General features: G+C 53.0%; 10 protein-coding genes. 1 reads left to right on the top strand and 9 read right to left on the bottom strand.

Annotation, left to right across the window (positions count from 1 at the left end):
- Positions 1-156: 156 nt before the first annotated feature.
- The 3 genes from P40081_RS12920 to P40081_RS12910 form a co-directional block, all read right to left on the bottom strand.
- Complete coding sequence (locus P40081_RS12920; protein ID WP_042135925.1) at positions 157-939, bottom strand: alpha/beta hydrolase; 783 nt, start codon at positions 937-939, stop codon at positions 157-159.
- Between the two features lie 90 nt (positions 940-1029).
- Positions 1030-3054 (bottom strand): right-handed parallel beta-helix repeat-containing protein, encoded by a 2025-nt coding sequence (locus tag P40081_RS12915; protein WP_042141032.1) that lies wholly within the window; start codon positions 3052-3054, stop codon positions 1030-1032.
- Between the two features lie 127 nt (positions 3055-3181).
- Positions 3182-4996 (bottom strand): family 43 glycosylhydrolase, encoded by a 1815-nt coding sequence (locus tag P40081_RS12910; protein ID WP_042135923.1) that lies wholly within the window; start codon positions 4994-4996, stop codon positions 3182-3184.
- Positions 4997-5168: 172 nt separating this feature from the next.
- Between P40081_RS12910 and P40081_RS12905 the strand changes: the two genes are divergently transcribed.
- Positions 5169-5960 carry a helix-turn-helix transcriptional regulator gene (locus P40081_RS12905; RefSeq protein ID WP_042135921.1) on the top strand — a complete coding sequence of 264 codons (792 nt, stop codon included), beginning with the start codon at positions 5169-5171 and terminating at the stop codon, positions 5958-5960.
- 206 nt (positions 5961-6166) lie between these two features.
- Here the strand turns inward: P40081_RS12905 and P40081_RS12900 are convergent, their stop codons facing one another.
- From P40081_RS12900 to P40081_RS12885, 6 genes are all read right to left on the bottom strand, one after another.
- Complete coding sequence (locus tag P40081_RS12900) at positions 6167-7681, bottom strand: glycoside hydrolase family 43 protein (protein WP_042135919.1); 1515 nt, start codon at positions 7679-7681, stop codon at positions 6167-6169.
- 23 nt (positions 7682-7704) lie between these two features.
- Positions 7705-9135, bottom strand: coding sequence for a glycoside hydrolase family 43 protein (locus P40081_RS12895; RefSeq protein ID WP_042135917.1), 1431 nt, complete (start codon positions 9133-9135; stop codon positions 7705-7707).
- Positions 9136-9224: 89 nt separating this feature from the next.
- Positions 9225-9401, bottom strand: coding sequence for an endo-1,4-beta-xylanase (locus P40081_RS38440; protein WP_305954208.1), 177 nt, complete (start codon positions 9399-9401; stop codon positions 9225-9227).
- Positions 9352-9474 (bottom strand): hypothetical protein, encoded by a 123-nt coding sequence (locus tag P40081_RS39910; protein ID WP_305954207.1) that lies wholly within the window; start codon positions 9472-9474, stop codon positions 9352-9354. The genes P40081_RS38440 and P40081_RS39910 overlap by 50 nt, the downstream gene beginning before the upstream one ends.
- A gap of 120 nt (positions 9475-9594) precedes the next feature.
- Positions 9595-11115 (bottom strand): response regulator transcription factor, encoded by a 1521-nt coding sequence (locus tag P40081_RS36365; RefSeq protein ID WP_052421802.1) that lies wholly within the window; start codon positions 11113-11115, stop codon positions 9595-9597.
- A complete protein-coding gene (locus P40081_RS12885; RefSeq protein WP_042135915.1) occupies positions 11108-12916 on the bottom strand; it encodes a sensor histidine kinase in 1809 nt (602 codons plus the stop codon). Before P40081_RS12885 ends, P40081_RS36365 begins: the two co-directional genes overlap by 8 nt.
- Positions 12917-12927: the final 11 nt, after the last annotated feature.

Here is a 12927-nt window from a genome sequence, read left to right as displayed (position 1 = left end):
TCAATGCCCGATCAGTACTCAATCAGTACTCGGTCAGCGCTTGGGTCAACGCTTGTTCAACGGACAATCAGTGTACGTCCGGCAGGACGTTTCGCCGCTACAATAGCAGCACTTCCAGCGGCATACGAGGTGCCCATTCCGAACGCCCCTAACCATTTAAAAAATAAGCTGCGAGAACTGATACAAGCCGTTCTTCCAGACCGGCCAATCATGATCACCCTGTTCTTCAACCCAGATATGCGGCACCGCATGCTCCGCGAAATAGGCATGCGTCCGGTCGCTGACATACTTGAGGCTGTCCCGATCGCCGCAGGATAACCAGAGCAGGCTAAGCGCTGTGGACGTCTGCTGCGGATCGTGTACCAGCAGCTCAGGCTCCTTCGTGTTGGGAGCCGGGGAGAACGCCCCGATCCAGGCAAACCGGTCCAGATGGCTCAGACCCATGTTGAGCGATTGCCCACCTCCCATGGATAATCCGGCCAGGGCACGGTGCATCCGGTCCGTCAGGACTGAATAATTCGCTTCTATATAAGGAATAAGATCGTTCAGCAAATCCGATTCAAATGTCGCAAAGGCCTGCACCTTGTCGGGGGCGAAAATATCGCCTTCCGCCCGGTCATTCAGCATCGCCCGGCCGTTCGGCAGCACAACGATCATGGGCTTCAGTAGCTGATCGGCATACAGATTGTCCAGGATGATCTGCGGTTTGCCGTGGGTATACCATTCGTCCTCATCTCCGCCAATGCCGTGCAGCAGATACAAGACGCTGTATTTCTCTGCACTGGAATATCCGGGCGGTGTATACACCCGGGCCTTCCGCGTGTTGCCTACTGTCGCAGAGGGGTATTCTATCATCGTGATCTCGCCCCGCTTGATCCCTTCCCGCTCCTGATCATACCCTGGCTTTTGTGTTAAATACTTCGGATTATTCCCGTTCAATGTACCTCATCCCTCTCCTTGAATTTATGTATATCCCATACTTAGTTTATTTAATAAACCAAGTGTGGGAGCCTTGCCCGTTACTCCGCGTTACAGCACAATCTTCACCGGACTATCATCTAGCAATTCAAATGGTCCAGGCGTGATATTTTGATTCGGGCGCTGTTTGCCAAAAAAGTCGTGGTCAAAACGGTAAGTGGAGCCATCCGGTTCCTCATAGTTCATCTCCGCGTGATAGCTTCTGCCGAGCAGCTCAGTCGTAACTACCGCTGGAGCTGCAGCATGCATCATTTCAGGGCTTTTAATATACAACTGCACCTTGTTTACAGCTGGATCGATTTCGATCTCAACACCGTTGTCGACATAGGCCCTTGCATCCGGCTCATGAGAACTGGGGACCGCGCCTTTCAAATACACATTGCCCTGTATCGCGACAGGAAGTGCCATCCTATCAGGCTGGAACGGCTTTCCGGCTTCCTCCATCGCCGCAATTTCTTCCTTGGTGTATTCCCACCACCGCTTGTGCATGGAGTCCGGGTAATCGTTGTACCCGCCAAGCCCCACAGGATGAAGATAACAGCGGGAGTTATCCGGGATACCGTCCATTACCCGGGTACCGCTATCATCCAGATTTTCTCTTGGAGTGAGTGGGAGATGCTCGAAAAAAGTCATCGGCAGCGGCTCGTTGCGCGGATCGTCATCACCTATAAATAGGTTGTTATAATACTTGTCGTCGCCACCCGTGATATTACTGAACCCGGCAACAGCTGTCTCATGAGGCATATGGTAGGGTGTATAACGGGTAAGCTCGGAACGCACCACAAACCTGCCGGCAAACAGATTATGAACAAACGCACCGCCTTGAGCCATATTGCGAAAGTTCATCGGAGACAGGAACAGGTTGTGATCCACCATATAAGGGCCGTGACAGACCTCTACAAAGAGATCCTCGGACAAATTGTCGTAAAAGGTGTTTCGGCTGATACGGGTGCCCTGCGCCTGCCAATCCAGCCAAAGTGCCCGGTAGCAGCTGTAAATGACATTCCCGCAAATCTGGGTATCCAGTGAAGCATGGAGTTTGATGCCTCCGACTTCTGCACCGTGAAAAATACGTTTATGATGGATATTGTAAATGCGGTTCTGATAGATTTGGCTAAAAGCACCTCCTAGATGCCCTACGATTCCAGCCTGTTCACAGTCATGAATCACGTTGTTGCGGACAATATGGCTTCCAATCCGGTCCTTGTTCCAGTCCTTGCGCAAAGCACGGAAAATAACCTCCTGCTCCCGTTGCGTTCCGCCCTTGATCCGGTTCTCTGACCATTCGTTATGTCCAGTGGTGATTTCTTTGCCGAGGCTGATGCCTGTACATTTGGACTCGCTGATCAGATTATCCTCAATAATCCAGCCCTTGCTCCAATGGGGGCCAATGAGCCCTTCCTGCAAAGCTGTTGGCGGAGCCCACTGGGGTGAGGCCTGCCGGAGTGAGAAGCCCCTGACAGTTATGTAGCTGCGGCCGGTCTTCTCCGGCCAGAAGCAATAAGGGCGCACATTGATTTCCACATTCTCCTTGCGCGGGTCCCTGCCGCCGAAGTTCGCCCATATTGTGGTGGCCGTGGAGCTTACTTCCGCATACCACTGCAGCAGAGAGTCCTCCGCATATTTGGCCTGAGGCCAAACCTGGGGATTGCGCAGCTTATCAACGCCATCACATTCATATAGGGACTTGCCGTCAAGGTATACCTCTCCCAAATGCGGCTGGAACGCGCCTTCAAACAGCCAGTCCCCGTACAATTTAACCTTATAAGGGTTGCGGACAACAAACAGGGTGTTCGGTACCTCCGTACTCCAGACGCCGTCCCCTTCATCCGTCCAATCGGCCACAGGCTCTGCACCGGTGATAACCACTTCCCCATCCCCGGCAGACTGATATACAATCCGCTGTTCCTCTGTACCTCCATTGGCCGGGTTGACCCATTCCCTGTATATCCCCGCATGTACTGTAATCGTATCTCCCGGCACCGCAAGAGCCGCAGCACGGGAAACGGAGCGGAATGGCTGTTCCGCCGTACCCGGCGCCTGATCGCTCCCTTGAATGGCAACATGATATTCCATAATCAATTCCTCCTCTTCCTTGCAAGTCTTCTGCATATTAAGGGCGTTATCGTCCACAATGATGATCCCGTACATTCTTGCGTTCACTCTTCCAGGGAGACGCTGATGCGGCTAACAGACCCACTAGCTAGCCTACGTTCACTTCCATGGATACCTGCTTCAGCTCCGGATTCAGGTCCTTTTCCTCTGTGAGATCCAGAACCGGAGCACCGTCAATGTCAAAATGCACACGGCGTAGGCCCGAGCTTCGCGGTCCGTCAATTCCCGGTCTCGCATGATAGGCGTTCCAGATGACACCATCCTCGTCCGTCACGTAGGAATTATGGCCCGGACCGTATTCTCCCGGCACACTTCTGGAGGTCAGCAGCGGATAATTGCCTTTGGTCCAGCTCTCTATATCCAGCAGATCTGCCCCTTTATCTGCAGTCAGGAGACCGACAACATAGGTAGCATCCACCGCTGCGCTGGCAAAGGTCACGTAGAGCTTGTCATCCGAATACAGGGCAAAAGGCCCTTCATCCACAAAGGTATGATTGTTGGCCCACCCATAGTCGGGCCGGGTCAGCAGCACCGGATCACTGGTCAGCTTCCACGGCTCCTGCGGATTGATGGTTGCGATATAGACCCAGGCCCCCAGATCGACAGGCACGAACTGGCGCTCCGACCATGCCGCATAGAGCTTGCCGTTCCACCGGATGACAGTCATGTCCAGAGAAATCGTCTTGCCTGCTTCACACAAATATGTGCCGTCCTTCTTCACTACACGCTCCGGGATGGTCCAGTCCGCCGCGTTCATCGGACGACCACCTGCCCGCAGCTTCATCACATGCGACTCTTCATAGAAGAATTCACCAGAGGTTGCCGCATGAAAAATGTACAGCTCATCTTCAATGACATGGAATTCCGGCGCCCACAGCAGACCGCGAATCTGTTCATGGGTGGAAGAATCGAGAATCAGCACCTCTTCAGCCGTTACCAGTCCGGGAATAGTATCCGCTTCCCTCATATACAGCGTATGATTCTGATCCGCATCATTGGTGGCAATGAAATAATATTTTCCCTTCCACTGTGCAATGCAGGGGTCTGCACGGTCAAGTGCGATTGGAAACGGATAATGCTCCTGATGGATCTCCCCGGTAATTCTGTAGGTTCCCGCCTGGCTCCAGTCGATGGCGCCTATATTCCAATCCACTTTTTTGGACGCCTGCGTACCATCGCTGTATAGAGCCGTTGCCCGCACAGCCTTCACTTCCTCTACCGAAGCCGCACTTACGCGGTCCGGAACCACGATAGCAATGTTCTCTGGAACAGTAAGCTTGAAGAAAAGTCTGCGGGCTGTCTCTGCAGAGACAGAGATCACATTGCGCGGCAGAATCCCTTCAATATCGGCAAGCACGGTATCCAGAGTGAACGGCTTTGCTTTTTCCGGAGCCGAGACATTTTTGAGGCTCATGATGTCGGTCATCCAGCTCTCATACCCCTGACCATATTCATCTATCCAGCTGATCAGGTAACCGTTCTGCTCCGTATCGTATTGGCAAGAGACATCGCTTACAAAGGTATCGGCCTTAAGCTCCAGCAGTCCCACCTCGCTGTATTGCAGTAAATCGGCAGAGGAGAACAACAGCACCTTCCCCTTACTCTGTTCATCGGCTTCACCGTCTGCCTCAGTACGCACAGCAATTACGCCGTAATTCCCGTCAGCCAAGTGGAAAAGATACGGATGATTCAGGCTCTTGGCCCGGAGTGTCCCGTCTTCATTCTCCGTCGCCTTGGCGAACAGAACACCCGAGTTATGATTCAATTCCTGAAACAGAAGCCCGTCTGTGCTGTAAGCCAAGTGCATGCTGTGGGCAAGCCTTGAAGCGTACACCATATCCTCCTGCGGCAGCCTTGTATAGCAAAGGATCTGATTCCGATCCTCGTTTCGTTGTGGTATCATTAATCAATAACCTTCCTTCTTATTGATAATTTCTAATAACCAGCAATACACCTTCCACTGTCATTATTCAGTTACGCTCGTGATACACACTATAAATTATAGAGATTGAGCGAATTTCTAACAATGATATTTACTGACCATTAATTGATCTATCCGAAGGAAGGAGAAGCCAATGCCCACAATACACTACGTTGAATATGACGCTGCGCATCAGCATGATTTCGTGTACAGCATTCCGGAAGGGCTGGATGCCTGGCTTCTTGTACTGACACAGACTCCGGCACTGTTTGAAGTCAATGGGGAATTGAAGGAATTCCCCGCTCATTCTGCTGTCTTGTATCCGCCTAAGCACAGCATCTATTACCGGGCCTGCTCCCGGAAGTATGTGAATGACTGGGTCCGCTTTGATGCGGATGAATCTTATATTACAGAGACCGTCTTACCGGTAGGTACTCCGTTCTCGCTGCCGGACCCCGGCTATTGTCATCAGCTGTTTCAACTGCTGACACTGGAGAACTCCTTCCAGAACGATTACCGGGAGCTATCCATTGACTACCTGTTCCGGCTCTTGTTCAATAAGCTGTCCGAGGCGTCCGAGGACAAGCTGACTCCGCAATATTATAATCTTCTGGAGCTGCGCAAGACGCTTTACAGCAACCCCGGCCACCCTTGGACCGTGTCCTCTATGGCCGGGCATCTGCATATAAGTACAGGCTACCTGCAGACCATATACAAATCCACCTTCGGCATCTCCTGCATGGAGGATGTCATTCACTGCCGGATTCGGCTGGCCAAGGAGAAGCTTGGCTATGGCCAGCACAAAATTGCGGAGATCGCCGCACTCTGCGGCTATGCGAATGTCGAGCATTTCTGCCGGCAGTTCCGGCAGCTTACCGGCTTCTCCCCCCGGGCCTACCGCGAGAAGCTTGCTTCCAAACAGGCTGAAACCCGGCAGGAAGAATAGGCAATTGTAGTTATCTCGGCAGTTTTGCTGGAGCGGGTGCGGGCTAGACGACAAGCAAATGAGAAGCATTAACCAATGCCCCTCATTTGTTGATTACGCCACTATTTGCACACCTTTACTCTGTGGCCGCCTCTGGCAGGTATTCTTAAATTGCCCCCTCCGCCTTCAGTATCCCAGGCTTCCGGGTTCGGTTTCAAGACCCGGACTTAGCCTTGTCTGCGATAACGGAAATAATCGAAATCGGCATAACCGCCGGCTGATTGGGTTGCATAATTGAACAAGCCAATCCGGTAGCCCATGAAATGATCCAGTGTATATTTCATATGCAGCGTCCCGCCAATCGCCTTCCAGACCGCCCCGTCCGCCGAATAGAAGAAATGGGCCTGGTCCACGCTATCCTCGAAATTGAAATCGATTCTTAGATATATCCTGTTGCCGGTGAATGGAATACTCTCCACCGTCTGCGGATAGCCGTCTCCGCTGTTGACGCACATATTCACGCTGAACCCGCCCTGCTTCAAGGCCGCAGCCTCGACCGTCCCGTACCCGTTCTGCAGGGCAACCATACCTGCCTTGTCGCCGGTCTGCATGCCTGAGAGATCAATCAGCGTCTCCGCGCTGCACGCCGGACCTTCCGTCCGCTGGGTCAGTGTATTACGCGCCCGCAGAATGCTGTCTGCTGTGCGTCCGGTGCGCAGACGCAGATAACCCGGCCGCTCGGTGAGCGACCATAGCCCGTTGTCGGGATTATGGTTCCACTGCCAGTTCAGCGCCAGCCGGCCGCTGGTATAATCGAACTCATCACTGATCACCAGCGGCTTCGGCTCACCCGCAGGAAGCTTCGTCCGGAACACTTTAGGTGCTTCACCGTTCTCCCCGATCACCGGCCAATCCTGCTCCCAGCTTACGGGGAGGACGCAGGGAATCCGTCCGACAGCCCCATGATCCTGGAATAGCACCGCGTACCAGTCACCGTCCGGTGTATCGACAATGCCGCCTTGCGCGACACCGTTATTCTGGTAGCCCAGATCATCATCCAGAATAACCTTCCGCTCGTAAGGACCCGGCAGCTCACGGGAACGGTAGCATAGCTGCCGTCTGCGCTGATTGCCGGTTCTCGGCCATTCAATGAAGAACAGATAATAATAGCCGTTCCGCTTATGCGCATGACAGCCTTCAATGCGCAGACCGATGTCTTCCCGTTCGCCTTCCAGCAGCAGCTGATCCGTTCCGCCGGGCTTCACAGCCGTCAGATCCGCTGTCAGCTCCTTGAGCATGATGTCCCCGTTCCCATAGATCACATAATTGCGGTTATCTTCATCCAGCAGCAGAGCCGGGTCATGATGAAGTCCCGGAATCACCGAACGCTCCCAGGGCCCATGCTCAATATCTCCGGTCCGGTAGATATAGAACTGGTCCATATCATTGGAGGAGAAGCATACATAGTAGATTCCTTCCTTATAGCGGAGAGAGGCCGCCCAAGAACCGCTGCCGTATATCCCTTGGCCGTCTTCCAGCCGGTGGGCCTCATGATCCTCGAAGGTGCCATAGACATAATTCACTATTTCCCAGTCGTACAGATTCTCTGACTTCATAATCGGACAGCCCGGCATGGAGTGCATGCTGGTGCTGACCATATAGAATACAGGGCCGACCCGGATAACATCCACATCCGGGACATCTGCCCACATTACAGGATTGGTAATGATCGCGGTATTCAATGCTTTGGCCTCCTTGAAGTTAGTTATGCTTCTGTCGTGAATTTCCAAGCTGCCAGCTTGAACAAGTCCTTGCCGCTCGCGCCTGTGAATACCAGATAGAGTGAATGTACCCCTATGGCTCCATGGACCTCCGTCTTCAGCTCCGTCCATTCTGCCCCGTTCGCCGCAGGCACGGACAGCTTGCCGGCGAGCGGGCCAGCCGGGTCATCCAGATGCAGCTCCAGTACACCGCCGGCTTCAAGGCCCAGAACCGAAACCTGGAACGCTTTTGCTCCCCGGCTCCCGAAGTCCACTCCGGATAATCCGATCCAGCCGCCGTTCTCTATATCCGTTACGATCTGCTCTCCCCCGGCAGTGAGAAATTCTGTCTTCACCCCCGCGCTCCAGCCCATTGTTGCCGCCGGAATGCGTTCATACGGGTTCAGTGTGACAAGCTGCTGCACGCCCTCATAGTCCGCATGAATCTCTTGAATGGACCCGTCCTCAAGATGAGTCAGGCGGTTAAGATGCGTGGAGCGGTAGCCGTTCGCAATCCCTTGTGCCTTGGATAAGGTCTGGGCGTGATAAGCAATATACCAGCTGTCATGAAATTCAAACACCGCATGGTGGTTGTTCCCAGAGACTCCGAAGAAATGTCCCGGGTTCTTCAGGATCGTCCGCTGATATGTCCAAGGACCCATGGGACTGTCACTCGTCATATAGGCGATCTCCCCCGCCGGAGGGCTGCCCTCTGGCCGTTCCCCGTCATAAAAGTTCGAGCAGTAAGTATAGTAGTAGACACCGTTCCGCTTATGAATCCCGGCATCCTCGAACATGAATGGCGCCGGGATCACTTCAGCAGTACCCACTACGCTGGTCATATCCTCACCCAGTCTCATCACCCGGGCTGTGCCCGGCTCTGCGAACTGTCCTTCCGGGACACCGCCTCCGAAGTAAATGTAGCCCTTGCCGTCGTCATCGACCAGAACCGCCGGGTCGAACAGCCAGGTCACATCCGCCACCCCCGGTGTGGAGCGCAGAATCAGCGCTTCCCCGATTGGGTCAACCCATGGCCCCACCGGACTGTCACTTGAGAGAACCCCAATCCCGCTGGCATTATTGGCGAAGTACAGGAAGAACTTGTCCTTGCCGCCAATCACCTTATGAACTGCTGCCGGTGCCCAGGATTGGGTAGCCCACTTCGCAGCGCCCTCCGGTCCGGCCACGGCAATCGCGCCATGATCGGTCCAGTTGACCAGGTCGGCAGAGGAGATGACGGTAATGGTATTGATACTGCTGTAAGAGTTCTCTTTCACCACACCGCTCTCATCATATTCCAGCGCGTCGTTGGTCATGTACAGGTAGACTCTGTCCCCGAATACCAGGGCATAAGGGTCGGCTCCGTATCTGTGCGCTACCAGCGGATTACCGTTAGGGGGTACCTTTCCGGTAGCCTGATTCAATTGAGTTGTCATTTAATTCCCTCCATTGTTGTTAGCGATAAGATGGTTATAACAATTAGGATTGCGAAACCGTCCAGCCAGGTATAATCATCGGCCACGCCTCAGAAGATCACCGAATCAATGGAAGCTTTGTATTCCAGCAGAAGGGCGAAGATCTCCGCATAACGCTCCTCCTGGAGCCTCAGCATTTCTAATGTTGGCGCTTTCAAGTCCGTGCGCTTATCCTCATTACGGAACATGGAGATATCCAGCTCCGTAATCAGGATTTTGAGCCCCAAAAGAAGCGTACAGCTCAAGGGCGCTGCGGATTTCTTCAATGGACGGGCCATAGATATTCCAATGGGCCTGCATGCCTATGCCGTGGACCTCCTGTGAATAACAGCATTGTTGGACAGCTATCTCTATCATAGCGAATTTGTATGCGTTTACCATTACCATACTAAATACATGGACCCTAATAAATTAATGGATCTATCCTTTATCAGACTGGGACTGTTCGCGGAATGCCACCGGCTTCAGTGCCGTCCGTTTCTCAAACTCTCTCAGGAAATGGTGATAGTGCACATAACCCACACTTTCCACAATGCTCCTGACTGTGTCGCGGGTTTCGATCAGCCGCTTTTTGGCTGCTTCTATACGCAGATTGTGAATGTATTCCAGAATGCTGATCCCATGCTTTTTGATGAAGGCCTGGCCCAGGTACACCGGATTGATATAGAAGTGCTCGGCAATCTCTTTTACAGTCAAATGCCTGGAATAATGATCCCGCAAGAAGCATTCTACGCGGATAAGCGGATGCTCTGAGTTACGTTCCTTGTGCTGCCGGATATAATTCATACTTGTTGCCAGCGCGCTCTGAAGGGTGGCTTGCAGGGCTTCCAGCGATTTGGGCTCCGTTCTGAAAAAATCAAGCGAACCGATCCACTGATCGTCCGCTCCGCCGAATTCCTTCAGCAATTCCATGCTTCTCAGCATGATATCCATGCTGGTCATCTGTACAACTCCCGGATCTGTCCGGTTCTCCTTGAACACGCTGAACATTTCGTTCAGCTTCTCCTGAACCTTCTGCTCCTGCAGCCTTTCCACAGCGCTTATTATTTCCTCGAGCAACTCTGTGGCAGGGAGATTGTAGTTCACCTGGCCCTCGCCCTCAATGGCCGAATGCACCGGACCGCTTCCGTCTGAATAGAAATAGTGGCGGGCCGCAGCCCCTGCCGCTTCCCTGTAGGAGACAGGCAGCTCGCGGAGTGACTGCACACTCGGCCCGATGCTGACGGAGCCCTTCACACCGCTGCGGATCAGCCCGGCATATAGCTGCTCCGCCAGCCCGGCCGCCCCCGCCGAGCTCTCCACAACCAGTCCGGCCTGATCGCCGGGCAGGTCAATGAACAGGGCACCTGCCGGTCCGGCCAGCTCCCGGCAAAGGTCTGTAATATTGCTGCTATCGCCCTCCACATGCAGATACGTCCAGCCCGTAACGGTCTCATCCAGACGGTCCATCTGCTCGGCCGCCTCCTCTTCAGGCTCGGCCCAGTGGCCCTCAAGCATGCGCGCAATCGCCAGCGGCAGCAGCCGGCTCGCCAGCATGCTCTGCTGCATCCTCTGCTTAACGCGCAGCTCCAGCTCATCCGTAATGTCTGTAAGCACCTTATCCCATTCGGCCTCTACGACCGGCTTCAGCAGATAGTGACTTACCCCATAACGAATGGCAGTTCTTGCATATTCGAATTCGCCGTAGCCGCTGAGAACGACGAAGATCGGCTGCTCCATCTCAAGGCTGCGCACGCGCCTTATCAGCTCCAGCCCGTCAATCCCGGGCATACGGATATCTGTAATCACAAGATCGGGCGAGCTTTGTACAATCGCAGCCAGCGCTTCCTCCCCATTCTCGCAGGCTCCGCAGATTTCAAAGCCCAGCTCTTCCCAATCCGTCTGCGTCCGCAATCCCTCTAATGCGAGGGTTTCATCATCCGCGAGTACCACTTTATACATGAGATCCCTCCACTACCAGATCCAGGCTCAAGTCCTCGGGAATCCGGATGGTAATGACCGTCTGTTCATATTCGGTGCTCTCAATGCTGAACCTGGCTCTGCCGTTATAGTACAACATCAAGCGTTTATACACATTGCGAAGCCCGACATTTTGTCCGGAATCCTGCTCCGTTTCCAGATGGGACTTGATCCATTCCAGCTTCTCCTTCTCGATTCCCTTGCCATTGTCCGTCACTACGATCAGCAGGCCAGCGTTATCCCTCGCCGCGGACACGTGGATTTCCCTTGCCCATTTGACCGACTGCAGGCCATGCTTGCAGGAATTCTCCACCAAAGCCTGTATGCTCATCTTGGGAATCCGGCATTTCAGCACCTCCGGCTCAATATCCAGCACATAAGAGAACCGGTTCTGAAAGCGGAACTTCTCAATCTGCAGATACATTTCGATAAAAGAGACCTCTTCCTCTACAGTAATAAGATCATCCTTCCAGCTTAGCAGCCTGCGCATAATCAGCGCCAGATTGCGGATGACATCCGTGACTTGTTCATACTTATATTTCTTGCAAATGACCAATATGGCATTCAGCGTATTGAAGAGGAAATGAGGGTCCACCTGGCTTTCCAGATATTTCAGCTCCGCCCGTACCCGTTCAAGCTCCAGGTCCTTCTTCTGAATCTCCAGCTTATAGACATCATTGATCAGATTGCGGATTTTCCCGGTCATCAGATTGAAGCTGCGGATCAGTCCGCCGATTTCATCCTTCCCCTCATACATATCAATGCTCTCGAACTGTTCATATTTGACCAGCTTCATATGCTTGTAGAGCAATCTGACCCGCAGATTATAGGACCTTATAATCACAATCATGAGCAGGGTAGGAAGAATTATAGTTAATAGAGCAAGAATCAGTGAGATCCTTAGCGCATGGACCATTTCATGATTCACCTTCCGGCCCTCCGGAGTTCCGACCAGACGCCAGCCCTTGGTGTAGGCTGCACTGCTGAGCGTACGGACAATCTGCTTGGATGGCTGATCCAGGCTTGTGTCGACATTCAGCAGAGCATTGGTGTCCAGCGAGTAGAAGGATTGACCCGATGCCAGCACGATCCGGTTCTTCTCATCCAGCAGCTTGAAATCCAGATAATCACGCTCCTTCTGGAACAGCTCCTGCACATTGTTCAGCCGCAGATCAATCCGCAAATACTTATTGTAGGGCTGGCCCGTAAAGTTATCCAGCTTGCGGATCAGGCTGACAAACACCTCCTGCTGGGGCGGATTAAGCGGGTTGGTCCCCTGATAGGAGGTCAGCAATACCTTGTCTGTGCTGCTTGATATTTTGCGGTACCATTCACTCTGCTTATCCTTGTCTGACAGAATAAAATAGCTGCTGCCATTCTGGATCGTCGGATTGGAGGTATATATGCCCATCCAGTAGATATAGGAGTGGAGATTGCTGTACTGCCGCAGCTTGTCCTTGAGAAAATCGTTATAGGCATCATAATAAGCCTCATTATCCGGGTAGGCATAATCCATCATCTCCATATAGGGCCGGTCTGCAGCCACCGTATTGCTGATCGCCACACATTCATTCACGATCTGCATCAGATCATAGACCACCCGGTCTACCGAAATCCCCAGATTCTCCCTCTCCCGTACTTCCACGTTGCGGCTGATCTGCACATAAAAAAGGGCGTTGATGCTGAGTATGGGGACGAGAACACACAGTAAGTAGATAAACAAAAACTTGTATTTGAGCGGAATATCATTGATGAAGGCAGACGGCTTCCGTTTATGCTTCATGCAGTCCCCTC

The sequence above is a fragment of the Paenibacillus sp. FSL P4-0081 genome (assembly GCF_000758565.1).
Taxonomy (GTDB): Bacteria; Bacillota; Bacilli; order Paenibacillales; family Paenibacillaceae; genus Paenibacillus_AQ; species Paenibacillus_AQ phytohabitans.
Note: the sequence above shows the minus strand (reverse complement) of the source record. Positions and strands in the feature narration are given on the sequence as shown.

Bases quoted from the DNA above. Each gene is read 5' to 3' on its own strand.
- P40081_RS12915 (WP_042141032.1), bottom strand. From the start codon at position 3,054: ATGGAATATCATGTTGCCATTCAAGGGAGCGATCAGGCGCCGGGTACG.
- P40081_RS36365 (WP_052421802.1), bottom strand. From the start codon at position 11,115: ATGTATAAAGTGGTACTCGCGGATGATGAAACCCTCGCATTAGAGGGA.
- P40081_RS12885 (WP_042135915.1), bottom strand. From the start codon at position 12,916: ATGAAGCATAAACGGAAGCCGTCTGCCTTCATCAATGATATTCCGCTC.
- P40081_RS12895 (WP_042135917.1), bottom strand. From the start codon at position 9,135: ATGACAACTCAATTGAATCAGGCTACCGGAAAGGTACCCCCTAACGGT.
- P40081_RS12905 (WP_042135921.1), top strand. From the start codon at position 5,169: ATGCCCACAATACACTACGTTGAATATGACGCTGCGCATCAGCATGAT.
- P40081_RS39910 (WP_305954207.1), bottom strand. From the start codon at position 9,474: ATGCAGGCCCATTGGAATATCTATGGCCCGTCCATTGAAGAAATCCGC.
- P40081_RS12910 (WP_042135923.1), bottom strand. From the start codon at position 4,996: ATGATACCACAACGAAACGAGGATCGGAATCAGATCCTTTGCTATACA.